Origin of the sequence: Stenotrophomonas sp. YIM B06876 (assembly GCF_030711595.1) — a bacterium.
Taxonomy (GTDB): domain Bacteria; phylum Pseudomonadota; class Gammaproteobacteria; order Xanthomonadales; family Xanthomonadaceae; genus Stenotrophomonas.
This window is the reverse complement of record NZ_JAUJUJ010000005.1, coordinates 42,188-65,434: the sequence shown is the minus strand read 5'-3', so window position 1 is coordinate 65,434 and position 23,247 is coordinate 42,188. Positions and strand designations below refer to the sequence as shown.

Sequence of the window (23,247 nt, the reverse complement as noted above, 5' to 3'; positions counted from 1 at the left end):
GCCCCGCGGCCGCTCAACGTGCACTGCGCGCCAACAGGCGCAGCGCGCGCGCTTCCGCCAACGCCAGCAACAGACGTTCCAGCGCCAGCCACGGATCGCCCTCGGCGCGCCCCTTGGCCATGCGGTCGACCAGCGAGGCCTCGGCGACGAACCGCTCCCAGCGACGCGGATCGGGGTGACGCTGCAGCGCGCGCTTGAACGGCGCCTGGCGTGATTCCCAGATGCCCTTGCTCTTCATTTCCGCGCCGAGATTGCCGCCACCGGCCTGCACCCGCGCCAGACCGGCGGTGATCAGCAGTTCGCGGATCAGGATCGGGGTCAGCGCCGCCACCGCCTCCCCTTCGGCGCGCAGGCCGGCAAGCATGCGGATCACGCCCGCCGCCTGTCCGGAAAACGCCGCTTCCGACAACCGGAACACGTCGTAGCGGGCGGCATCGGCCACCAGCGACTCCATTTTTTCCAGGTCCAGCGGCTGGCCATCGGCCAGCAACGCCAGCTTGTCGATTTCCTGCGCGGCCGCCAGCAGGTTGCCCTCCACCCGTTCGGCCAGGCGCTGGACCGCCGCCGGATCGGCGCGCAGGCCCTTGCCGCGCAGACGCCGCTCGATCCAGTCAGACAGTTCATGCGGTTTGATCGCCCATGCCACCGAGATCACCCCGACACGGCCAACCGCCTCGGCCCACTTGCCCTGATGCGACTTGCTCCACTCGTTGGCGGTGATCAGCAGCACCACATCCGGCGCGGGCTGCGCGCAGAACCGGGAAATGACCTCGGCGCCGTCCTTGCCCGGTTTGCCGCTGGGCAGGCGCAGCTCCACCAGACGCCTGGCACTGAACAGGCTGGGAGCATTGAAGCTGGAATCGAGCCGATCCCAGTCGAAATCGCGGCCATCGGCATCGAATATTTCGCGCTCGCCGATCCCATCGGCGCGCGCGCGGGCGCGGACCGCATCGGCTGCCTCGAGCACCCGCAGCGTTTCCGGCCCGGCTATCAGATAGGCCGGTGCCAGCGGCTGCGAGAGCGCCTGCGCGGCCAGCTGTTCAGGGCGAAGTTCCATGACCGGCCCGGTTACCGCGCCGAGCGGGCAGGAAAACCGCGGCGGAACTCAATCAACGCTGCCATCCGGCTTTTCCTGCTTGGGCGGCGCCACATCCAGCGGTGACTTCTTTTCCTGCTGCAGCTCCGCGCGCACCACGCTGTCGACCCGGCGAAGAATCGACGCCGCCATTTCCCGGCGCAGCTCATCGGCCAGGATCTCGCGCTCGGTGGTGGTACCGGTGGCATCCACCGGCGGCGAGACGTAATCGCGCGACAGCTCGATCACCTGCTCCGGCACCAGCACGCTGCCATCGTGGCGATAGAACACGAACACCACCGCATAGCGCAGGCTGAACTCCTGCGCGCGCCCCTGCGCATCGATTGCGATCGGCAGGTCACCCCAGCGTTCGGAGCGGACCTGCAGGCGGGCAAATTTCTCTCCCGCCGTGCCGGCATCGGCAGCCACCACCGACGTCCCGGAGGCGCGCACGCCCCGCTCCAGCAGCTTCACCAGTTCGCTGTAGCGCACCGACGATTCCACCTTTACCGCCGGGGTGTCGTCAGGCAGGGTCAACTTGCTGCGCAGATGGAAGCCGCAGCCGACAAGGCTGGTGGCAAGAACGAGGGCGAACAGGGATCGGATCATGGACACAGTCTGGCGGAGCCGGCCGGGAGCGGCAACAGGCAGGGAAGCCTGCCTGATGCCGCGTGAACAGGGCTTGAGATCCGTCCGGATCAGCCGGCCACGATGTTGACGATCTTGCCCGGCACGATGATGACCTTGCGCACGGTCATGCCTTCCAGGAACTTGGCCGCGTTCGGCTCGGCCAGCGCAATGGCTTCGATCTGGTCGCGCGCGGTGTCCGCGGCCACCTCGATGGTGCCGCGCAGCTTGCCATTGACCTGCACCGCGAGCGTCAGTGCATCTTTCACCAGTGCCGCCGGATCGACCTGCGGGAACGGCTGGTCTTCCAGCAACGTCTCGGCATTCCCCAGCAGCTGCCACATCGCGTGACAGGCATGCGGCGTGATCGGATTGAGCATCAGCACCGTGGCCTGCAGCGCCTCCTGGCGCACGGCGCGGCCCTGCGCGCTGTCGTCGTTGAACTTGGACAACGAGTTCAGCAGCTCCATCACCGCGGCAATGGCGGTATTGAAGGCATGGCGCCGGCCATAGTCGTCACCGACCTTGCCGATCGTCTCGTGGGTCTTGCGGCGCAACGCCTTCTGCCCGGCATCGAGCGTGGCCACGTCCAGGGCCGGGGCGGCACCGTCGGCGATGTGCTTGTGTACCAGCGTCCACAACCGGCGCAGAAAGCGCGCCATGCCATCGACGCCGGCTTCGTTCCACTCCAGCGACTGCTCCGGCGGCGCGGCGAACATCGAGAACAGGCGCACCGTGTCGGCGCCGTACTTGCCTACCATCGCCTGTGGATCGACCCCGTTGTTCTTGGACTTGGACATCTTTTCCGAGCCCCCCACCACCACTGGCTGGCCGTCGGCGATCAGGGTGGCGCCGGTGATGCGGCCGCGCTCGTCGCGCTGCACATCGACATCGGCCGGATTGATCCAGTCCTTGGAACCGTCCGCGTTCTGCCGGTAGTAGGTGTCGGCGATCACCATGCCCTGGCACAGCAGGTTCTGCGCCGGCTCGTCGCTGTCCACCATGCGCGCGTCGCGCAGCAACTTGTGGAAGAAACGGAAATACATCAGGTGCAGGATCGCGTGCTCGATGCCGCCGATGTACTGGTCCACCGGCAGCCAGTAGTTGCCACGCTTGTCCACCGCATCACGCGCACCCGGGGAGGTGTAGCGGGCGTAATACCAGCTCGACTCCATGAAGGTGTCGAAGGTATCGGTTTCGCGTTCGGCCGCGCCACCGCAGTCCGGGCAGGTGGTCTTGCGCCACTCCGGATCGGCCTTGATCGGCGAACCGGTGCCCAGCAGGGTCACATTTTCCGGCAACACCACCGGCAGCTGGTCTTCCGGCACCGGTACCGCGCCGCACTTGTCGCAGTAGATCACCGGGATCGGGCAGCCCCAGTAACGCTGGCGGCTGACGCCCCAGTCGCGCAGGCGGTAGTTGACCCGGCGCTGGCCCTGGCCCTTGCGCTCGAAACGCTCGGCCAGCGCCTCGAACGCGCCCTGGAAATCCAGCCCGTCGAATTCGGCGGAGTTGACCAGTTCGGTCGCGCGCGCCTTGTCGCCGTACCAGTCCTGCCAACGGCTCGCATCGTAGGTTCGTTCGTCGTCGTTCTTCGGCGACTTCAGCGCGATCACTTGCTTCTTGGGCAGGTTGTACTTGCTGGCAAATTCGAAATCACGCTGGTCGTGGCCCGGCACCGCCATCACCGCGCCCGTGCCATAGCCCATCAGTACGAAGTTGGCGACCCAGATCGGCACCTGTTCACCGCTGACCGGATGGACGGCCTTCAGGCCGGTATCCATGCCGCGCTTTTCCTGGGTTTCCAGTTCGACCTCGGAAACGCCGCCCTGCTTGAGCTCGGCCAGCATCGCCGCCAACGCCGGGTTGTTCTTCGCCGCATGCATCGCCAGCGGGTGTTCACCGGCGATGGAGACGAAGCTCACGCCCATCACCGTGTCCGGGCGGGTGGTGAACACGCGCAGCGGGTCCAGCGCGCCGCCGTCCACGTCGCGCACGTCGAACTGGATTTCCAGCCCCTCCGAGCGGCCGATCCAGTTGCGCTGCATGGTCTTGACCGAATCCGGCCAGCCCGGCAGTTCATCCAGGCCGTCCAGCAGCTCCTGGGCGTAGTCGGTGATGCGCAGGAACCACTGCGGGATCTCGCGCTTTTCCACCAGCGCGCCCGAGCGCCAGCCGCGGCCGTCGATCACCTGCTCGTTGGCCAGCACGGTGTTGTCCACCGGGTCCCAGTTCACCACCGAGTTGCGGCGGTAGGCCAGGCCCTTGCGCATCAGCCGGGTGAACATGCGCTGCTCGTGCACGTAGTACTCGGGGGTGCAGGTGGCGAACTCGCGCGACCAGTCGATCGCATAGCCCAGCGACTTGAGCTGGGTGCGCATGTGGTCGATGTTGGCGTAGGTCCACTTCGCCGGCGCGGTCTTGTTCTTGATCGCCGCGTTCTCGGCCGGCAGGCCGAACGCATCCCAGCCCATCGGCTGCAACACGTTGTGGCCGGTCATGCGCTTGTAGCGGCTGATGACGTCGCCGATCGTGTAGTTGCGCACATGGCCCATATGCAATGCGCCGGATGGATACGGCAGCATCGACAGGCAGTAGAACTTGGGCTTTTCCGAGGTCTCGTCGACCTCGAACGCACGAGTGGTGTCCCAATACTGCTGGGCGGCGGATTCGATCTGCTTGGGATCGTAGAAGTTCGGTTCGACGCTGGACATGTCAACGCTGGCGACGGCAAAGCGGGAAAGGGTACCGCAGTGCATCATGCCGCTCCAAACCGTCCCTGTCCGGCGTCGGCGAAATTCCCGATCCGGTTGATATTCATGGACTTTTCCCGACCGCCCGATTGCCACTTGCCGGACAACCGCGCCAATCCCGTGGCCGTACCGCCGCGCCGGCGCTTATGCTCGGCGCTCGACACCTGGGGAATGACCGATGCGCAGAATGCTCCTGGCCGGCGTGGCCGCCCTGGCAACCGGGACGGCCATGGCCGCCGAACCACCGCTGGCGATCCACTGCGGCAAGCTGTTCGATGCCCGCAGCGGGCAGATGCGCGGGCCGCATACGTTGCTGGTGGTCGATGGCCGGATCCAGCAGACCGTCAGCGGCGGCAATGCCGCAGTGGCGGGCTGGCGCGAGGTCGACCTGCGCGACAAGGTCTGCCTGCCCGGCTGGACCGATCTGCACGTGCATCTGGGCAGCGAGTCCAGCCCGGCCAGCTATTCCGAAGGCTTCCGCCTGGACCCGGTGGATTACGCCTACCGCTCGGTCGGCTTTGCCGAAAAAACCCTGATGGCCGGCTTCACCAGCGTCCGCGATCTGGGTGGTGAAATCGCCCCGCATCTGCGCGATGCCATCAACCAGAACCTGGTGAAGGGGCCGCGCATCTTCGCCGCCGGCAAATCGATCGCCACCACCGGCGGCCATGCCGATCCGACCAACGGCTACAACGAGCACCTCTCCCACCTGATCGGTCCGCCCGGCCCCACCGACGGGGTGATCAACTCCGCCGACGAGGCGCGCCAGGCCGTGCGCCAGCGCTACAAGGAGGGCAGCGACGTGATCAAGATCACCGCCACCGGGGGCGTGCTCAGCTATGCCAAATCCGCGGATGCGCCGCAGTTCGTGGTGGACGAGATCAAGGCCATCGTCGATACCGCCAGGGATTACGGTTTCCGCGTCGCCGCCCATGCCCATGGCAGCGAAGGCATGAAGCGCGCGGTGCTGGGTGGCGTCACCAGCATCGAACACGGCACCTACATGGACGAGGAGGTGATGCGGCTGATGAAGCAGCACGGCACCTGGTATGTGCCGACGCTGTATGCCGGCCGCTTTGTCAGCGAAAAAGCCAGGATCGACGGCTACTACCCCGCTGTCGTCCGCCCCAAGGCCGCGCGCATCGGCGCCCAGATCCAGGACACCGCCGCCAAGGCGTATCGCAACGGGGTCAAGATCGCCTTTGGCACCGACCAGGGCGTAGGCCCGCACGGCGACAACGCCCGCGAGTTCATCTACATGGTCGAAGCCGGCATTCCCGCCGCCAAGGCGCTGCAGGCCGCCACCGTGCATGCGGCCGACGTCCTGGGCGTGGACGACCAGGGGGTGCTGGAACCGGGCAAGCGCGCCGATCTGATCGCGCTGGCAGCCGATCCGCTACAGGACATCACGGCGGTGATGGACGTGCGGTTCGTGATGAAGGACGGGGTGATCTACAAGCAGGCGCAGTAAGCCGCCGGCAATCGTCGGCGCCATTCAATGACGGGTGCGCGTCCCCGGGCCGGTGCGCGCCACCAGCGCCAACCACAGCAGCCAGCTGGCGAACGCCAGCCGCTGCGCAAGCGCCACCGGCATCAGCACGTCCAGCACGAACGCGGCCACCGCCACCGCCAGCGCGGCGGCCAGGCTGAGCACCGCCACCGAACGCCACGGTGGCTGCTTCCAGCCCCCCACCGCCAGCATCAGCGCGCCGGGTACGAAGGCCACCACCCACAGCATCCAGGCGCTGGCGTGGAACTGGCTGGCCCGGCTTTCGATATCGCTGCCATCCAGCGGCAACAGCCCCATCGCGGCAAACGCCATGGCCGCCAGCACCATCATCTGTCCCCCCACGCGCAGCGTCCACGACGCGGTCGCCGGCAGCCGCTGCAACAGCGCCACGGCCACCACCGCCGCCAATAGTCCCGGAATCACAAAACCCAGCAGGCTGAAGGCCAACGCATGCGGAACGCCGGTGGCGCCCAGCAGCGACACCGGATGCACCATCTGCGAGTAGCCGGGCAAGGCTGCACCGAAGCCCAACACCGCAGCGACGCCAAACAACGCCGCCAGCAGCCCGGCATGCACTTTCATGTTTTTCATTCCCGCCACCGCACCACCTCTTCCACCCCTGCGTTGCATGTCGTGGCGATAGCGAACGCCAGCTCCAGCGAGGGCACCTGCTTCTCCATTTGCAGCGCGATGAGCGTCTGCCGGGTCACCCCGCAGGCCGCACCAGCGCCGGCCGCGCCTGCGGACGCGTATCCGTGCCGTACCCCGCCGCAGACAAGATGAAAGACCTTACCTCCCGCCCTATCCATGTCAACTATTGCTTCGATGGCCTTGTACCCCGCGCTCTCAGCCACCATAGAGGCACCACTGTCTCCACCGAACGCTGCCATGACCGACAAACCCCACGTTTTCGACGCCACCACTGAAACCTTCGAAACCGAGGTCCTGCAGAAGTCGATGCAGACCCCGGTACTGGTCGACTTCTGGGCGCCCTGGTGCGGGCCATGCAAGACCCTGGGACCGCTCTTGGAAAAGCTGGCGGCCGAGTACAACGGTGCCTTCGAGCTGGCCAAAGTCGACGTGGACCAGGAACAGCAGGTCGCCGCCGCGTTCCAGATCCGCTCGGTGCCGACCGTGTTCCTGGTGAAGGGCGGACAGATCGCCGATGGCTTTCCCGGAGTGATTCCGGAAGGCCAGCTGCGTGAATTCCTGACCCAGCACGGCATCGAGCCACTGCCCGCCCCAACGGCAGCGGCGCCCGACGCGGTGCCACTGCCGCTGGACCCGCAGGCCGAAGTGGCCGCGCTGCGTGACGCCATCGCCGCGGCCCCCGACAAGGAAGAACTGAAACTTGACCTGGCAATGGCGCTGCTGAAGACCGGCGTGGTCGATGAAGCCGGCACCCTGCTCGACGCCCTGCCCGCCAACCTGTCCACCGACGACCGCGCCGTGCGCGCCCGCGCGCGGCTGGATTTCGCCAGGGTACTGGACGCCGCACCGCCGGCGGACGCGCTGGCCGCGCGGCTTGCGGCCGACGCCGGCGACCTGCAGGCCCGCCACCTGCTGGGGGTGCGCCATCTGCTGGCCGGCGAGGACGAACAGGCCCTGGAGCAGTTCATCGAGATGCTGCGCCGCGATCGCGGCTTCGAGGACGGACTGCCGAAAAAAGCGCTGATCGACGCCTTCCGCGTGATCGAGGATGAAGACCTCGTGGGCCGCTACCGGCGCCGGATGTCCTCGCTGCTGTTCTGAGGCAAACCCCGTATCCATGGCAATGGAGGGGATGATGGCCGAAACTGGCATCGCCATCGGTGCCGATGGCGGTGCGCTCTGCCCGGGTCCCTTCCAGCGGGAATTGGAGACCAGAGGCACCTGACCGTTTCAGCGCAGGGACCAGGCCCGCAGTCCAGTGATGCTTGAACAATCCTCCGCCGCTACTGCGCCATGCGCTCCCCGTCTGGTGTGGCCGCCTGGCCCTGCCGCCACCGCCTCTGCGGTGGTCGGATGTGGCCGGATGCGGCGTGTGAGGCCATGAGCCGGCCTGGCATGTCGTGGTATCAGCGCCTGCTGCACGGTGCGTGGACCGGCATCAGGGCCCATGGCTGGCGCCATCGCGACAGGTTGACCGGGCTCGGCAACCGGCGCCAGTTCGAGCTGGCGCTGCGGCGGCAGTTTGACCACTGCTGCGAGCTGCACAAGCCGCTGAGCCTGGTGCATATCGAGCTGGATCCGTTGAATCCGCGCGACACCGCGTCTGGTCCACCCGCCGGCGATCGCCGGTTGCGGCAAATCGCCGCGCTGCTGGGTGAACAGGTGCGCCGTCCGGGTGATCTGGCCGCGCGCCTGGGTGGCGACGGGTTCGCGCTGGTGTTACCCGACACCCCCCGTGAAGGGGCCATCCACCTGGTGGAAACCCTGATTGGACAGGTGCGGAGGCTGGCAGTAGCCGGCAGCACAGACGTGCCCATCCCCTTCTCGATCAGTGTCGGCCTGCACACCGGTATTCCGGATGCACGGAGCACCGCGCAGCAGTTCAGCGGACGCGCCAAAGCCGCGCTGCACAAGGCCAAGATCGCCGGCCGCGATGGCTACTTCGCCGACCCGGTCAGCGCCGATTGAACGGAAGGCCACCATACGGCTGCGAATGTTAAACTCGGCCACTGTTCCTTCCGTGGCGCTATTCCGATGAAAGCCAGCACCTTCCGTCTCGGCATCAACCTGTGGCCGCCCTTCCTGTTCAGCGGCATCCAGGTCACCGACATCGCCGCGGACTACCGCCATGTGCGCGTGGAGTTGCGCATGCGCCCGTGGAACCGCAATTACGTGCATACCCATTTCGGCGGCAGCCTGTTCGCGATGACCGACCCGTTCTGGATGCTTGCGGTGCTGCGCAACCTGGGGCGCGACTATTACGTGTGGGACAAGAGCGGCAGCATCGATTTCATCAAACCCGGACGCGGCACCGTGTGGACCGAATTCCGCCTGGACGGGCCGGTGCTCGATGAGATCCGCCATGCCACTGCCAGCGGCGACAAATACCTGCGCTGGTTCGAAAACGAGATCTTCGACGCCCAGGGCGAGGTGGTCGCCCGGGTACGCAAGCAGGTCTACATCCGCCGCAAGCCCGAAGCCCGCAACAGGCCCTGATCAGGGTCGCGCCAGCCCCTCCGGCAGCGGCACCGACAGCACCGCTCCCTGCTTCAGCCCATACCGGTCCAGCTGCAGACTGCGGCCGTCCTCCGAAACCCGGATTTTGCGCGGTCCGTCCGCCAGCCCGGCCGGCAACCGGGCCAGCAATGTTTCCAGCGGGCCATCGCCGGGCTGTTCCCGCAACCACAGCAGGGCGGCCACCAGCCGCAGGTGCGCGCCGGCATCCTGCAGCCGCAGCGGGTAATCGGCGTAGGCCGGGCCGGCGATGGCGGACAAGATGCAGCCGACCGGATTGGCCGCGCACTCCAGTTGCCACCGCGAAGTGGAGACTGCTGGCGCACGCACCGGCCTATCGTCCGCCAGCGCCGCCAACGCGTCCTTGCCGCACGGCCACGCCATCTGCCGGGCGATCCGGCCACGGGTTTTCTCCCGATCCAGCAGCAACCCCTGTGGCCAGCTGCTGAAATGGCCGATCGCCGCACTGGAAAGCGCGAACTCGCCGCGCATCGGCTGGCATATCGCCAGTTCGCTCGCCATTGCCGGCACGAAGGCCCGGTGACAGACATCGGGAAGCGGATACTGCCGTGGCAGCTCGGCCAGCACGTCACCCAGCAGCGCGGCGTTGCCCTCGACCATCGCCGCGCCGATCATCGCCGCCACCAGGCTGTCGCTGTGCGACATCAGCAGGCGCGCGGTCAACGTATCGGTGCACAGCCCCTGCAGCGCCTCAGCACTGCGTCCCTGCACGTGCGCCAGCGCATGCGCCGGCAGCGCCCGCGTCAACAACTGGAATGGCGGCATCAGCATCGCCACATCCGGCGCGAACGGATTGCGATAGTGGCCGTCCTGCGCCAGCCGTGCGATTCGCTGCAGCAGCGCCTGTTGCCCTTCCAGCGCCGCCGCCACCCGCGTTTCATCCAGGCGGACCTTGCGCAGGCACCCGGGCTCTCGCCAGCTGCAGAAATTCTCCATCCCTGCCACCGGTTCGTAGCGGCGGGCGGCCACGCTTTCGAACGCGGGCACGCCCGGGTAAGCATCCGCGGGAAGGGCGGCCAGGGCCTGCCGATGAAGGGCCACATCCTCGGACAGCAGCGCATCGAGCCGGTCATCGGCGATGCCGTCGTAGCCCAGCAACCACAGCCGGGCAAACGCGTTGCTCCCCGGCTGCGGCGCTGCCTGCTCCAGCAGGGCCACCGCTTCGCGTTGCGCACGGTTCTGCGGCCACAGCCGTGACACCGCCCACACCGCGACCACCAGCAGCACCACCGTCGACAGCCCCTGCACCAGCCAGCGCATTCCCTTCAACACAGCATTCTCCCCATGCCCCCGTATCCGTCGGGGAGTCGAGCCTATCCCGCAGCCGCAGGCCGTTACAATCCATGCATGTCGCCCGAAGCCGTGTCCCTCCCCCATCGCCCCTCCCTGCAACGACTGTTTCTGACCGGCCTGCTCACGCTGCTGCCGATCTGGTTGACCTGGGTGGTTGTCAAATTCGTGTTCGTACTGTTGTCCGGCATCAGCAGCCCGCTGGTGGTGCCGCTGTCGGAACAGATCGCCGCCTCGTTCCCCGGCTATCTGGACTGGATCAAGGTCGAGTGGATGCAGGATGTCATCGCCCTGCTGGCCACCTTGCTGGTGATCCTGGCCGTGGGCGTGCTCAGCCGGCGCGTGGTCGGTCAGCAGCTGCTGCGCTGGTTCGGCGCGGTGATCCGCCGTATTCCGCTGGCCAGCGTCATCTACGACAGCGCCAGGAAGCTGCTGGATATCCTGCAGACCAAGCCCGGCAACACCCAGCGCGTGGTGCTGATCGACTTCCCGCACCGCGACATGAAATCGATCGGTCTGGTCACCCGCGTCATCAAGGAACAGGGCAGCGGCCGCGAACTGGCGGCGGTGTACGTGCCGACCACGCCGAACCCGACCTCGGGCTATCTGGAAATCGTGCCGGTGGAGCTGCTCACCCCGACCGACTGGACCGTGGAACAGGCGATGAGTTTCATCATCTCCGGCGGCGCGGTCGCCCCGGACAGCATTCCCTTCACCCGCGCCGGCGATCTCTGAGCCCCGACCCCGCGACGGCCGCAATCCCGGTGCCGGAAGCGGACCGCGGATGCCGGCGGGCGTGATCGTCCGATCCCCGGTTTGCCGGTTTGCCCGGCGCTCACGCCGGCAATCTGCGGTTGCCGGGGAATAGACATGCGCCTCGTCAGGGATGCCGGCGGGACCCGGCACCGCCGGCAGGATCCGGCTTCACCGAAGCGACGCTGGCTGGGCGGCGTCGGCCGCAGCGTGCCAACGCCACCTGTATGCCGCGCAAGCGGCCGCATTTGTTTCTGGTCGCAGGCAGCGATATGGGGCAAGCTCCGGAGCTTGTGTGTTTCCGGAACCACCGATGTCTTCCAGTCTGTCCCGTGTGATCGCGATTGCCCTGGCGTCGATCCTGACCTTTGCCGCGGCAATGCCCGTTACCGCCGCCACCAAAAAAGCCAAGCGCCCGGCAGCCACCCAGACCCGAACGGCAAAGCCCAAACCCAGGCCCCAGCCGCGGGCGGCAGCACCCGCCCCGGCCAGGCAGAGCAAGGCCAGCCGGCTTAACCGGATCTACGACGAATACTGGGATGCCTCGATGCGGCTCAATCCGCTGCAGGCCACGTTCCAGGGGGAGAGCCGCTACAACGACCAGCTGCCCAATTTCCTGGCCGCCGCCTCGCGCCAACAGGCCCACGACTTCACCGTGGAGTGGCTGGGCAAGGTGGAAGCGGTGGGCGCGGATGGCCTGCAGGGCCAGGACCTGCTCAGCTATGAGATTTTCGTGCGTGACGCCCGTTCCGCCCTGGCCGCCGAACAGTTCCCCAGCTGGATGCTGCCGATCAACCAGTACTACAACCTGGCCAGCATCGTCGCCCTGCTGGGCTCCGGCGCAGGTGCGCAGCCGTTCCACACCGTCAAGGATTATGAAAACTGGTCGCGCCGCGCAGCCGGCATTCCGCCGCTGTTCGAGCAGGCCATCGCCAACATGCGCCAGGGCATGGCCGCCGGCGTGGTGCAGCCGCGCGCGCTGATGGAAAAAGTGCTGCCGCAGCTCGATGCGGTGATCACGCCAACGGCCGAGGAAAGCCTGTTCTGGGGGCCGATCCGCAATCTTCCGGACAATTTTCCCGACGAAGAAAAGCAGCGTCTGAGCGCCGAATACAAACGCATGATCGAGCACCGGATCCTGCCGGCCTACCGCGCCCTGCGCGGCTTCATCGCCACCGAATACCTGCCGGCCACCCGCACCAGCGAAGGTCTGGGCGCCCTGCCCAACGGCCTGGCCTGGTACGCACAGAATGTGGCCAGCAGCACCACGTCCTCGCGTACCCCGGCTGAAATCCATCAGCTCGGCGTCCAGGAAGTGGCGGACCTGCAGGAGCGGATCGGCGCGGTGATGAAGCAGGCCCGCATCCGCGGCACCCTGCAGAAAACCTTCCGCACCATGCGCAACGACCGCCAGTTCGTGTTCAAGGACAGCGCCAGCCTGCTCGCCCGCTACCAGCAGGTGCGGACGCAGGTCGATGCCCGGGTGCCCACGCTGTTTTCCACGCTGCCCAAGACCGGGCTGGAGATCCGCGAAGTGGAACCCGAGCGCGCGCTGAGTGCCAGCAGCGCCAGTTACCAGCCACCGTCGGCCGACGGCAAACGCCCGGGCATCCTGTACCTCAACACGCACGACCTGCCCTCGCGCAAACGCTGGGCGGTGCCCATGCAGTACCTGCACGAGGGCATCCCGGGCCACCACCTGCAGCTGGGCCTGCAACAGGAACTGAGCAGCCTGCCGCGGTTCCGCCGCCTGGGTGGCGATACCGCCTTCGTCGAAGGCTGGGGCCTGTACGCTGAATTCCTCGGCCAGGAAATGGGCATCTACCAGGACCCGTATGACGAGCTTGGCTATCTGCACAACACGCTGCTGCGCACCGTGCGCCTGGTGGTGGACACCGGCCTGCATGCGCAAGGCTGGAGCCGCCAGCAGTCCATCGACTACATGGTCAAGAATGCCGATCTCAGCGCCGCCGAAGCCGCTGCGGACGTGGAGCGGTTCATGGCGCTTCCCGGGCAGACGCTGGCCTACCGTGTCGGCGAGATCAAGATCCTGCAGCTGCGCGAAAAAGCCGCCACGGCGCTGGGCGCGCGTTTCGACCTGCGCGAATTCCACAGCGAAGTGCTGAAGGACGGCTCGATGCCGCTGGATATCCTGGAAGCCAAGATCGACCGCTGGATCGCCAGCAAGAAGACCTGATCCCTGAGCAAGGAGCCGTGATGCCGCAGTGGATGTTCCAACTTGCCGCGCCGTGCCTGCTCGCGTTCTCCGCCGCGGCCATGGCCCGCCCGCCAGCGCCGGCCGATCGCGGCATCGATGCGCTGATGCAAGGTTATGACGGCCAGGTGCCGGGCGCCTCGGTGCTGGTGCTCAAGGACGGGCAGCCGGTGTTCCGCCGCAGCTATGGGCTGGCGGTGATGGAAGACGGCACCCCGGCTTCGCCGTCCAGCAACTACCGGCTGGCCTCGGTGAGCAAACAGTTCACCGCCGCCGCGGTGCTGCTGCTGGCCGAAGACGGCAAGCTGGGCATCGACGATCCGCTGAAAAAGTGGTTGCCCAGCCTGCCCGCGGCGGCCGATGCGATGACGCTACGGCACCTGCTCAGCCATACCAGCGGCCTGCTCGACTACGAAGGCCTGATGGACCCGGCCGACACCCGCCAGGTCCACGACAGCGATGTGCTGGGGCTGCTGGAAAAACAAGACCGCCGCTACTTCGCACCCGGCAGCGACTACCGCTACAGCAACAGCGGCTATGCGCTGCTGGCGCTGGTGGTGGGCAAGGCCTCCGGCAGCGACTTCGCCAGCTTCCTGCGCCAGCGCATCTTCCTGCCGCTGGGCATGGCCAACACCTGGGCACATCAGGATGGCGTGGACGACATCCCCGACCGCGCCTACGGCTACAGCCGGATGGAGGGCCGCTGGCAGCGTACCGACCAGAGTCCCACCAGCGCGGTACTCGGCGATGGCGGCATCTATTCGTCCATCGATGATCTGGCCAGGTGGGACGCCGCGCTGTACGACGAACGGCTGTTGCGCCACCGCTCGCTGCAGCTGGCCTTCAGCCCGGCGACGAAAACCCATGAACCGGATGTGCCGTATTACGGCTTCGGCTGGCGCATCAATGGCGGTGCGCTGTGGCACAGCGGGGAAAGCATCGGCTTCCGCAATGTGATCGTGCGCTACCCGAAACAGCGCCTGACGGTGATCGTGCTGAGCAACCGCAACGAGCCCGAACCGTATCCGCTGGCCGTCGGCATCGCCCGCCGCTGGCTGGATCCGGCCCGCTGAAGCGGCAAGCTGCGTCCGCCACGCCCCGGCAACTCCCGGCGGCCAGGCCCACGGGCAGGACCTCCATGCAGGCATCGCCCCCGGCGACAGGATCGCCAAGACGCGCGGGATGTTGAAGCCCGCGCCGAACCCGGACGGGGCCGGCTTCGGGCCTTGCCACCCGCTGATCGGCCGGGGCGTACCGGCCGGCAACCGCAAGCGGATCAAGGGGCAATGGCCGCAGAATCCGCAGTGGCACGGGGTGGGCTTCGGCACGGTTTCCGTACGGGGCAGAATGCGGTTACATTCGGCCCCATGCCGGCGCCGCCGGTTGTGAGACGGACCCTGGGAGGGGATACATGCGCAAGACGTTCAAAACCCTGTTGTTGGCCCTGCCGCTGCTGGCAGCCGGCTTCGCCGCCAATGCCAATGATGGCGCGGTTGGTCGTTGGAAAACGATCGACGATGCCACCGGCAAGCCGAAATCGATTGTCGAAATCACCGAGGCCGCCAATGGCACCCTGACCGGCAAGGTGGTCGAGATCCTGCATTCGGACCGCGGCCCCAACCCGGTCTGCGACAAGTGCGAAGGCGCCAACAAGAACAAGCCGGTCAAGGGCATGACCATCCTGTGGAACCTCAAGTCCGACGGTTCCGGTCATTGGAGCGGCGGCACCATTCTCGATCCGGCCAAGGGCAAGACCTACAAGTCCAAGGCCGAGCTGAAGGACGCCGGCAAGAAGCTGGATGTCTCCGGCTGCATCGCCTTCATCTGCCGTGCGCAGACCTGGGTGCGCGAGTAAGTCCGCCGCGGCCCGGTACTACCCGCGACCCGGCTCCGGCCGGGTCGCCTGTTTCGGTCATGCGATAATCCCCGCCCCCTCGCATCGCTGCCGGCCATGACCCGTACCGCTCTAGTCACCACCGCCCTGCCCTATGCCAACGGTCCGCTGCACCTGGGCCACCTGGTCGGTTACATCCAGGCCGATATCTGGGTGCGCGCGCGGCGGCTGAACGGCGAGCGGACCTGGTTCGTCTGCGCGGATGACACCCACGGCACCCCGATCATGCTGGCCGCGGAAAAGGCCGGGGTCACCCCGGAAGCCTTCATCGCCCATATCCAGGCCAGCCATGAACGCGACTTCGCCGCCTTCGGCGTGGCTTTCGACCACTACGATTCGACCAACTCGGCCGCCAACCGCGCGATGACCGAAGCGTTCTACCTGAAGCTGGAAGCGGCCGGCCACATCAGCCGCCGCTCGGTGGCGCAGTTCTACGACCCGGCCAAGGGCATGTTCCTGCCCGACCGCTACATCAAGGGCACCTGCCCGAAGTGCAAGTCGGCCGACCAGTACGGCGACAACTGCGAAGTCTGCGGCGCCACCTACGGCCCGACCGACCTGATCGAGCCGAAGTCGGTGGTGTCCGGCGCCACCCCGGAAATCCGCGATTCGGAGCATTACTTCTTCGAAGTGGGTCGTTTCGAAGGTTTCCTGCGCGAGTGGCTGGCCGGCGATGTGGCCCTGCCGGGAGTCAAGGCCAAGCTGGCCGAATGGCTGGAGGCCGACGGCGGCCTGCGCGCCTGGGATATTTCCCGCGATGCGCCGTATTTCGGCTTCCAGATTCCGGGCGCGCCGGGCAAGTATTTCTACGTGTGGCTGGACGCGCCGATCGGCTACCTGTCCAGCTTCCAGACGTGGTGCGAGCACAGCGGCGAGGATTTTTCCTCGCACCTGCTGGCCGGCAGCCAGACCGAACTGCACCATTTCATCGGCAAGGACATCGTCAACTTCCACGGCCTGTTCTGGCCGGCGGTGCTGCACGGCACCGGCCACCGCGCACCGACCCGGCTGCACGTCAACGGCTATCTGACCGTGGATGGCGCCAAGATGAGCAAGTCGCGCGGCACCTTCGTCATGGCCCGCACCTTCCTCGACGCCGGTCTGGAGCCGGAGGCACTGCGCTACTACTACGCGGCCAAGTCGTCCGGCGGCGTCGATGATCTGGATCTGAACCTGAGTGACTTCATCGCCCGCGTGAACAGCGATCTGGTCGGCAAATTCGTCAACCTGGCCAGCCGCTGCGCCGGTTTCATCTCCAAGCGTTTCGATGGCCGGCTCGCCGACGCGCTGCCCGACGCCGCCCAGTACGACCGCTTCGTCGCCGCACTGGCGCCGATCCGCGAGGCCTACGAACGCAACGACCCGGCCGCGGCGATCCGCCAGACCATGGCGTTGGCCGATGAGGCCAACAAGTACATCGACGACCACAAGCCGTGGGTGATCGCCAAGGAGCTGGATAACGGCCGCTCAGGTGCCGAGGCACAGCTGCAGGCGGTCTGCACTCAGGGGCTGAACCTGTTCCGGGTACTGGTCACCGCGCTCAAGCCGGTACTGCCGCGCACCTCGGCCGAAGCCGAAGCCTTCCTCTCCGCGCCGGTCACCGGCTGGGACCAGATCGCCGCGCCGCTGACGGCCCACACCATCCAGCCATACACCGCGCTTTTCACCCGGATTGACCCCAAACACATCGACGCCATGACCGACGCTTCCAAAGACACCCTGCAGCCCGCCTCCGCCCCGGTGGTCGAGGCCAAGCCGGCCAAGGCCGCCGCGCCCGCGCCCAAGGTCGAAGCGACCGCCGGCAGCGATGCGGCCCCGGCGTACATCGGCATCGACGACTTCGCCAAACTCGACCTGCGCATCGGCAAGGTGCTCGAGTGCGGCTTTGTCGAAGGCTCGGACAAGCTGCTGCGCTTCCTGCTGGATGCCGGCGACCTCGGTCAGCGCCAGATCTTCTCCGGCATCCGCGCCAGCTACGCCGAGCCGGAGGCGCTGGTCGGCCGCAACGTGGTGTTCATCGCCAACCTGGCGCCGCGCAAGATGCGCTTCGGCCTGAGCGAGGGCATGATCCTGTCGGCCGGTTTCGACGGTGGCGCGCTGGCGCTGCTGGACGCCGACAGCGCCGCACAGCCGGGGATGCCGGTGCGCTGAGCCACCCCGCCCTGCCCGGCGGCGGGCAGGGCGGCTGCCCGGATCGCCCGCGCCACCGCCTGTCCCCCATCGATGCAACGGCACCGCTTCCGGAATTTCCCGACATGGAACTGGCCCTGTTCGACTTCGACCACACCATCACCGTCTGCGACACCTACAGCCGCTTCCTGCGGCGGGTGGCCACGCCCGAGCAGCGCGCGCAGGCGTGGTGGCGGATCGGCCCGTGGATGCTGGCCTATCGGTTGAAGCTGATCTCCGCCGGGTGCATCCGCCGCCGCGTCACCGCGCAGGTGTTCAGCGGCCGCCATGCCGGCGAAGTGGCGCAGATGGCGCAGGATTACGCCCGCGAACACCTGCCCGGGATGATGCGCCCGGAGATGCTGGAACAGATCCGCTGGCACAAGGCGCAGGGCCATACCGTCGCCGTGGTGTCCGCCTCCATCGATCTGTACCTGCAGCGCTGGTGTGACCAGCAGGGGCTGGAGCTGATCTGCAACCGCCTGGAAGCCGACGCGGGACGCCTGACCGGGCGCTATGCCGATGGCGACTGCGGCCCGCACAAGGTCGCGCGGATCCGCCGCCGCTACGACCTGTCGCGGTACCTGCGCATCCATGCCTACGGCGACAGCGTCGAAGACAGACCGATGCTGGCGCTGGCGCACGAGCGCTGGTACCGCGGCAAACTTGTTTCCTGACCCCATCACGCAGCCCCACGCCCCGCATGCATGACACCGCTTCCACCCTGATCGAACGCCTGGACCGGGTATTGCCGCAGACCCAGTGCGGGCAGTGCGGCTTCGATGGTTGCCGCCCCTATGCCGAGGCGATGGCGCGCGGCGAGGCCGGGGTGGACCACTGCCCGCCGGGCGGTGATGCCGGCGCGCGCGCGCTGGCGCATATCCTCGGCGTGCCGGCGCAGCCCTTCGACCGCAGCCGCGGCGCGCACAAACCGCCACAGGTGGCGGTGATCATCGAACAGGACTGCATCGGCTGCACCAAGTGCATCCAGGCCTGTCCGGTGGATGCGATCATCGGCGGTGCCAAATACATGCACACCGTCATTGCCGACCTGTGCACCGGCTGCGAACTGTGCATCCCGCCCTGCCCGGTGGATTGCATCGTGCTGGAGCCGGTGTAGATCCGACGCCGGGGGGGGCGCCGGCAATCGGGTCACAAGCCGGGCCTTGAAACATCCCGGCCCCCTTCGCCGGTACATCGCATCGGGTGTGCGCTTACGGCACCGCGGCGGTGATCACGATCTCCACTTTCCATTCCGGATTGGCCAGCCTGGCCTGCACCGTGGCCCGCGCCGGGGTGGCACCGGCCGGCACCCACTGGTCCCAGGCTTCGTTCATGCCGGCGAAGTCGGCCATATCGGCCAGGAAGATCTCGGCCCGCAGAATGTTGGTCTTGTCGGTGACGGCCAACAGCAGCAGGTCGTCGATGGCCGCCAGCACCTGGGTGGTCTGGCCGACGATATCCAGGCTGGTGTCTTCCGCCACCTGTCCGGCGAGGTAGGCCACCTTCTGGTGGATGGTCAATTCCGACATGCGCGGGCCGGTATCGAAACGCTCAATCATGGACGCTGCTCCTTGTGGGGTCACCGGCATTGTCACCCGATTGCGGCCCAGGCGCTGCGGCTGGGACTCACAGGCTCCACACGCCGCGTGCATTGGCGATCCAGCCGCGCCCCTCGCCTTCGGCCGGTGCCGCGAAGGACACTTGCTGCATCGTTGCGCCGTTGCATCATCGTGCCCGGTCCGCCGGGACTCTGGCGCAATCGCCGCGGTTCGGTTGAAGAGGCGGCTTGCATTGACTTGCCTCTGTCGCGCGGCAGTGCACACTTTGCCAATGAACTCCCCGTTGCCTGCCCCCCGTTCCACCGCGTGGCGTCGAGCGCTGGCGGTGGCGTTCAGCCTGGCCATCCTGGCGCTGGCGCTGCATGCCCTGGCCAACGAGTTCAACGAACACGGCTACCGCGCGATTCGCCGGGCGTTTTCCGCACTGGGCACCGGCCAGATCGCCCTGACCCTGGTCTTGGGCCTGAGCAGCTACGCCTGCCTGATCGGCTTTGACGCCATCGGCCTGCGCCGGAGCCCGGTCCAGGTGTCCACGGAGCGCGTGGCGATCACCGCGTTTCTCGCCCATGCCGTCGGCCAGACCCTGGGGTTTGCGGCACTGACCGGCGGCGCGGTGCGGCTGCGCGGCTATGGCGGCGCCGGGCTGGGGTTGGCGGATATCGGCCAGGTGGTGTTGATGAGCACCCTGGGCTTCGTGTTTGGGGCGTGGGTGCTGCTGGGGCTGGCCTTTGTGCTCGAACCCGGCGCCGCGGCGCTGGCCTTGCCGGTCTCCGCACAGGCGGTACGGCTGCTCGGAATCGTCGCACTGCTGGGTTTTGTATTGCTGCTGCCGCTGGCCGGCAACAGCGGCCGCACGCTGCGTTGGCGTACCCATGCGCTGTGGCTTCCGGACCGCCGCACGATTACCGCGGTCACCGCGCTCAGTGTGCTGGAACTGGCGCTGGCCTCCGCGGCGTTCTATGTGCTGCTGCCCGACGACACCAGCACCGGCTACGTCGGCTTCATCGGCCTGTATCTGGTCGCGGTGGTCGCCGGACTGGTTTCCAGCGTACCGGCCGGCCTGGGCGTGTTCGAATGGAGCCTGCTGAAGCTGCTGCCCGATGTCGCGCCTGCCGCGCTGCTCGCGGCCGCGATGATCTACCGGGTGACCTACTACGTGGTGCCGCTGGTCCTGTCCACGTTGATGGCGTTGGCCACCGGACTGCGCACCCCGCTGCACACCGGCGGTGCGGCCAGCATGCGCCTGGCCTGGCACACGGTGCGCCCGTGGCTGCCGCAGATCATCGCCCTGGCGGTGTTCGCAGTGGGCGCGGCACTGGTGATCGACGGCACCCTGCCAACGCCCCGGCATGTGGTGCGCAACGCCTCGTTGCCGGTGCTGGAAACCTCGCACCTGCTCGGCAGCCTCGGCGGCGTGGTGCTGCTGCTGATCGGCCAGGGCCTGCAGCGGCGCAGCCATGCCGCGTGGATGCTGGCCCTGGTGATGTGTGCCGGCGTGCCCGTCCCGGTATGGCTGCGGGGCGGCCATGTCACCATCGTCGTGGCCGCGCTGATCACCGCCGGGGCCCTGTGGGCCTCGCGCCGGGAGTTCTATCGCCAGGGCGCGCTGCTCGACGAAGCCTGGTCATGGCCGTGGCTGCGCAATCTCGGGCTGGTGCTGGTGGCGACGGTGTGGCTGCTGTTTTTCGTCTACAGCCACGTCGAATATCAACATGAGCTGTGGTGGCAGTTCGCCCTCTCCGGCAATGCGCCGCGGGCATTGCGGGCGCTGCTGGTGGTCAGCATGGTGGTGGCGGTCTTCGGCCTGGCGCGGCTGCTGCACAGCACCCGCACGCCGTTGCCCGGCGCCGGGCCGGCCACGCTGGAGGAGCTGGCCGGGGTTCTGGCCGGCGCGCAGGACACCCAGGCCTGCCTGGTGCTGACCGGCGACAAGGCGGTGCTGCGCGACGAGGCCCGGCAGGGTTTCGTGATGATGCAACGCTACGGCGGCTCGCTGATCGCCATGGGCGATCCCGTCGGCCCGCCCGATACCGCGCGCGAGCTGATCTGGCGCTTCCGCGAGGAAGCCGACCGGCTGGGCTTGCGCCCGGTGTTCTACCAGGTCGGCGAGACCTACTGGCAGACCTATCTGGACCAGGGCCTGACCCTGGTCAAGCTCGGCGAGGAAGCGATGGTTCCGTTGCATGGCTTCACCCTGGACGGCCGCGAACGCGCCGAATTGCGCCAGGCCTGGAACCGCGGCAAGCGCGCCGGTCTCGGCTTCCGCGTGGCCCCGGTGGAGGAGGTGGACGCGCTGCTGCCCACCCTGCAGGCCATCTCGCAGCAATGGCTGGAAGACAAGGCCGGCGATGAAAAAGGGTTTTCGCTGGGCAGTTTCGATCCAGCCTATCTGCGCCGCTTTCCGGTGGCCCTGGTGATGGCCGGCAACCAGATCGTGGCCTTCGCCAACCTGTGGCAGGCACCGGCCGGGCACGAACTGTCGGTGGACCTGATGCGCCATGTGCCCGACGCGCCCAAGGGCACCATGGATTTCCTTTTCATCGAGCTGTTCCTGTGGGGCAGTGCGCACGGCTTCGAGCGGTTTTCACTGGGGATGGCGCCGCTGTCGGGGATGTCGCAACACCGCCTGGCCGGGCGCTGGAACCGCTTCGCCAACCTGGTCGCGCGCCACGGCGAACGCTTCTACGGCTTCAGTGGTCTGCGCCGGTTCAAGTCGAAATTCCAACCGGTCTGGCGCACCCGCTACCTGGCCGCCCCTGGCGGCATGCATCTGCCGGCAGCGTTGCTTGATGCCACCCGCCTGATCTCGATGGAGCCACGCCGCAGTCAATGACGCCGCGGCGCCGCCTCACGGCTTGGGCAGATGCTGCAGGATGGTCCTGGCCAAGGCCGCGTAGTCGCCTTCGAAGTGATGGTCGCCGGGCAGCTTCACGATCTGCGCCGCACCTGCCGGCAGCCGCGGACACAACGCATCGTCGTCCTCCGCGCCATACACGCACAGCGTGGTGGCCGCGCCCATGCGCTGCACCTGTGGGGCAATCGGCAAACCGTGGGCATCGCCGCCCAGCCAGTTGGCGACATGGAATTCATAGTCGGCCAGGGTGCCGGCCGAGAGCAGCACCGACAGCGCCAGTTGCCGATGGCCGTTCGGCGAGAGCTGGTTGATCGCCGCCGGCAACACATCGGCGCCCTGCGAAAAGCCGATCAACACGAAGCGGTCACGCTGCCATTGCTGGCTGTAGTGGCGGGCGATCCGCTCCAGGTCGACGGCAAACCCCTGCGGCGTACGCTCGGTCCAGAAGTAGCGCAGCGAATCCAGCCCGACCACCGGGATACCGGCCGCGGCCAGCGCGGTGGCGACCTCCTGATCGAGTCCGGCCCAGCCGCCGTCCCCGGAAACAAAGATGGCGAACGTGCGCCCATCGCCGCGGCCGATCGCCGGCATCTCCACCACCGGAATGCCGCTCAGGTCCACCGGTGCCGGCGGCAGGCTCACCCCCGCCTGCGCGCCCAGTACCCGCGCCGCCGCCACCAGCCCCGGCAATGCATCGGCGTTGCGCGTGCGCTGGAATATCCGCGCCTGTGGCACCTGTTGCAGGAACCTGGCAGTGCCTGCCACCGCACAGGCGCCATGCGCTCGATCGGCGGCGGCCAGCCACGGAAAGTGCAGCGGGGCCGGCTGCAGGCGACCATGCGCCACCCCGTCGCCGCAGATCATCTGCTGCCGCGGCTCGTGCGCGCAGAACCCGTCCGTCAGCAGCCCGGCGAATATCCCGGACGAGGCCTGCGCGGCCACCGCATACGCCAGCGCCGCACCGGCGCCATCACCGCCCAGGATCGGCAGGCGGTAGGTGGGCATGTGGAAATAGGCCTGCACGTAACGCGAGAAATTTTCCACGTCCCCATCGGAAAACGCGCACGAGCCGTCCCCCTCACGCCGCACCACCTTCTTCAGATGCGCGGTATCCACGTCCAGCACCATCGCGCCATCGGCCCGCAGCGCCTCGATCCGGGCCGCATGTGCGGCATCGTTGCGGCCGCCGCGGAACCAGATCACCACCCGTGCCGGCGCCGTGCCCGGCTTCACCACCGCAATGTTTTCAAAGCGGCCGTGGCTGACCGTCTCCGGTGCCGCCAGCGCCGCCATCGACCACAGCACCATCACCGCACCCAGCATCAGACAAACGCCATGCCGCTGCCGCATCATCCCGCT

General features: G+C 67.5%; 18 protein-coding genes and 1 pseudogene. 12 read left to right on the top strand and 7 right to left on the bottom strand.

Translation table 11 applies throughout. From position 1 onward, the window contains the following. Window positions 1–13 precede the first annotated feature (13 nt). From holA to leuS, 3 genes and pseudogenes are all read right to left on the bottom strand, one after another. A complete protein-coding gene (gene holA / locus QZH66_RS04140; protein ID WP_305804690.1) occupies window positions 14–1,057 on the bottom strand; it encodes a DNA polymerase III subunit delta in 1,044 nt (347 codons plus the stop codon). 114 nt (window positions 1,058–1,171) lie between these two features. After that, window positions 1,172–1,684: pseudogene (lptE, locus tag QZH66_RS04135) on the bottom strand (LPS assembly lipoprotein LptE); the annotation flags it as partial. 89 nt (window positions 1,685–1,773) lie between these two features. After that, window positions 1,774–4,416, bottom strand: a complete 2,643-nt coding sequence (gene leuS, locus QZH66_RS04130) for a leucine--tRNA ligase (protein WP_305804740.1) — start codon at window positions 4,414–4,416, stop codon at window positions 1,774–1,776. A 217-nt stretch (window positions 4,417–4,633) separates the two neighbouring features. Here leuS and QZH66_RS04125 point away from each other — a divergent pair, with 217 nt between their 5' ends. Further along, window positions 4,634–5,926, top strand: a complete 1,293-nt coding sequence (locus QZH66_RS04125; RefSeq protein WP_305804689.1) for an amidohydrolase family protein — start codon at window positions 4,634–4,636, stop codon at window positions 5,924–5,926. Between the two features lie 24 nt (window positions 5,927–5,950). On the opposite strand, the gene QZH66_RS04120 is transcribed toward QZH66_RS04125, so the two are convergent. After that, complete coding sequence (locus QZH66_RS04120; protein WP_305804688.1) at window positions 5,951–6,556, bottom strand: DUF998 domain-containing protein; 606 nt, start codon at window positions 6,554–6,556, stop codon at window positions 5,951–5,953. Between the two features lie 297 nt (window positions 6,557–6,853). On the opposite strand from QZH66_RS04120, the gene trxA reads away from it, so the two are divergent. The 3 genes from trxA (at window position 6,854) to QZH66_RS04105 (ending at window position 9,112) form a co-directional block, all read left to right on the top strand. Next, the gene (gene trxA / locus QZH66_RS04115) at window positions 6,854–7,717 is read left to right on the top strand and encodes a thioredoxin (RefSeq protein WP_345783823.1); all 864 of its coding nucleotides are present in this window, start codon (window positions 6,854–6,856) and stop codon (window positions 7,715–7,717) included. A gap of 294 nt (window positions 7,718–8,011) precedes the next feature. Beyond that, window positions 8,012–8,584, top strand: coding sequence for a GGDEF domain-containing protein (locus tag QZH66_RS04110; protein WP_305804686.1), 573 nt, complete (start codon window positions 8,012–8,014; stop codon window positions 8,582–8,584). 66 nt (window positions 8,585–8,650) lie between these two features. Then, window positions 8,651–9,112 (top strand): DUF4442 domain-containing protein, encoded by a 462-nt coding sequence (locus QZH66_RS04105; protein ID WP_305804685.1) that lies wholly within the window; start codon window positions 8,651–8,653, stop codon window positions 9,110–9,112. Here QZH66_RS04105 and QZH66_RS04100 read toward each other — a convergent pair whose 3' ends face one another. Next, the gene (locus tag QZH66_RS04100) at window positions 9,113–10,420 is read right to left on the bottom strand and encodes a hypothetical protein (protein ID WP_305804684.1); all 1,308 of its coding nucleotides are present in this window, start codon (window positions 10,418–10,420) and stop codon (window positions 9,113–9,115) included. Window positions 10,421–10,498: 78 nt separating this feature from the next. Between QZH66_RS04100 and QZH66_RS04095 the strand changes: the two genes are divergently transcribed. The 7 genes from QZH66_RS04095 (at window position 10,499) to rnfB (ending at window position 18,592) form a co-directional block, all read left to right on the top strand. Continuing rightward, window positions 10,499–11,176, top strand: coding sequence for a DUF502 domain-containing protein (locus tag QZH66_RS04095; protein ID WP_305804683.1), 678 nt, complete (start codon window positions 10,499–10,501; stop codon window positions 11,174–11,176). 331 nt (window positions 11,177–11,507) lie between these two features. Next, the gene (locus QZH66_RS04090; RefSeq protein ID WP_305804682.1) at window positions 11,508–13,391 is read left to right on the top strand and encodes a DUF885 family protein; all 1,884 of its coding nucleotides are present in this window, start codon (window positions 11,508–11,510) and stop codon (window positions 13,389–13,391) included. A gap of 80 nt (window positions 13,392–13,471) precedes the next feature. Next, the gene (locus QZH66_RS04085; protein ID WP_305804739.1) at window positions 13,472–14,482 is read left to right on the top strand and encodes a serine hydrolase domain-containing protein; all 1,011 of its coding nucleotides are present in this window, start codon (window positions 13,472–13,474) and stop codon (window positions 14,480–14,482) included. A gap of 338 nt (window positions 14,483–14,820) precedes the next feature. Continuing rightward, the gene (locus QZH66_RS04080; protein ID WP_305804681.1) at window positions 14,821–15,264 is read left to right on the top strand and encodes a DUF2147 domain-containing protein; all 444 of its coding nucleotides are present in this window, start codon (window positions 14,821–14,823) and stop codon (window positions 15,262–15,264) included. Window positions 15,265–15,360: 96 nt separating this feature from the next. After that, a complete protein-coding gene (gene metG, locus QZH66_RS04075) occupies window positions 15,361–17,454 on the top strand; it encodes a methionine--tRNA ligase (protein ID WP_305804680.1) in 2,094 nt (697 codons plus the stop codon). Between the two features lie 104 nt (window positions 17,455–17,558). Further along, on the top strand, window positions 17,559–18,149 hold the full coding sequence (locus QZH66_RS04070) for an HAD family hydrolase (RefSeq protein ID WP_305804679.1): 591 nt from the start codon (window positions 17,559–17,561) through the stop codon (window positions 18,147–18,149). A 26-nt stretch (window positions 18,150–18,175) separates the two neighbouring features. Beyond that, entirely contained in the window at window positions 18,176–18,592 is a 417-nt protein-coding gene (gene rnfB, locus QZH66_RS04065) for an Rnf electron transport complex subunit RnfB (protein ID WP_305804678.1), read from the top strand. A 94-nt stretch (window positions 18,593–18,686) separates the two neighbouring features. Here rnfB and QZH66_RS04060 read toward each other — a convergent pair whose 3' ends face one another. Next, window positions 18,687–19,034 (bottom strand): RidA family protein, encoded by a 348-nt coding sequence (locus tag QZH66_RS04060; RefSeq protein ID WP_305804677.1) that lies wholly within the window; start codon window positions 19,032–19,034, stop codon window positions 18,687–18,689. 271 nt (window positions 19,035–19,305) lie between these two features. On the opposite strand from QZH66_RS04060, the gene mprF reads away from it, so the two are divergent. After that, the gene (gene mprF / locus QZH66_RS04055; protein WP_305804676.1) at window positions 19,306–21,867 is read left to right on the top strand and encodes a bifunctional lysylphosphatidylglycerol flippase/synthetase MprF; all 2,562 of its coding nucleotides are present in this window, start codon (window positions 19,306–19,308) and stop codon (window positions 21,865–21,867) included. Window positions 21,868–21,882: 15 nt separating this feature from the next. Here the strand turns inward: mprF and QZH66_RS04050 are convergent, their stop codons facing one another. Further along, window positions 21,883–23,238 carry an AcvB/VirJ family lysyl-phosphatidylglycerol hydrolase gene (locus tag QZH66_RS04050; protein ID WP_305804675.1) on the bottom strand — a complete coding sequence of 452 codons (1,356 nt, stop codon included), beginning with the start codon at window positions 23,236–23,238 and terminating at the stop codon, window positions 21,883–21,885. Between the last annotated feature and the right edge of the window lie 9 nt (window positions 23,239–23,247).

Bases quoted from the DNA above. Each gene is read 5' to 3' on its own strand.
- QZH66_RS04110 (WP_305804686.1), top strand. From the start codon at position 8,012: ATGTCGTGGTATCAGCGCCTGCTGCACGGTGCGTGGACCGGCATCAGG.
- QZH66_RS04090 (WP_305804682.1), top strand. From the start codon at position 11,508: ATGTCTTCCAGTCTGTCCCGTGTGATCGCGATTGCCCTGGCGTCGATC.
- QZH66_RS04095 (WP_305804683.1), top strand. From the start codon at position 10,499: ATGTCGCCCGAAGCCGTGTCCCTCCCCCATCGCCCCTCCCTGCAACGA.
- trxA (WP_345783823.1), top strand. From the start codon at position 6,854: ATGACCGACAAACCCCACGTTTTCGACGCCACCACTGAAACCTTCGAA.
- leuS (WP_305804740.1), bottom strand. From the start codon at position 4,416: ATGTCCAGCGTCGAACCGAACTTCTACGATCCCAAGCAGATCGAATCC.
- QZH66_RS04125 (WP_305804689.1), top strand. From the start codon at position 4,634: ATGCGCAGAATGCTCCTGGCCGGCGTGGCCGCCCTGGCAACCGGGACG.
- metG (WP_305804680.1), top strand. From the start codon at position 15,361: ATGACCCGTACCGCTCTAGTCACCACCGCCCTGCCCTATGCCAACGGT.
- QZH66_RS04085 (WP_305804739.1), top strand. From the start codon at position 13,472: ATGGCCCGCCCGCCAGCGCCGGCCGATCGCGGCATCGATGCGCTGATG.
- rnfB (WP_305804678.1), top strand. From the start codon at position 18,176: ATGCATGACACCGCTTCCACCCTGATCGAACGCCTGGACCGGGTATTG.
- QZH66_RS04080 (WP_305804681.1), top strand. From the start codon at position 14,821: ATGCGCAAGACGTTCAAAACCCTGTTGTTGGCCCTGCCGCTGCTGGCA.
- QZH66_RS04050 (WP_305804675.1), bottom strand. From the start codon at position 23,238: ATGCGGCAGCGGCATGGCGTTTGTCTGATGCTGGGTGCGGTGATGGTG.
- QZH66_RS04060 (WP_305804677.1), bottom strand. From the start codon at position 19,034: ATGATTGAGCGTTTCGATACCGGCCCGCGCATGTCGGAATTGACCATC.
- QZH66_RS04105 (WP_305804685.1), top strand. From the start codon at position 8,651: ATGAAAGCCAGCACCTTCCGTCTCGGCATCAACCTGTGGCCGCCCTTC.
- QZH66_RS04120 (WP_305804688.1), bottom strand. From the start codon at position 6,556: ATGAAAAACATGAAAGTGCATGCCGGGCTGCTGGCGGCGTTGTTTGGC.
- holA (WP_305804690.1), bottom strand. From the start codon at position 1,057: ATGGAACTTCGCCCTGAACAGCTGGCCGCGCAGGCGCTCTCGCAGCCG.
- mprF (WP_305804676.1), top strand. From the start codon at position 19,306: ATGAACTCCCCGTTGCCTGCCCCCCGTTCCACCGCGTGGCGTCGAGCG.
- QZH66_RS04070 (WP_305804679.1), top strand. From the start codon at position 17,559: ATGGAACTGGCCCTGTTCGACTTCGACCACACCATCACCGTCTGCGAC.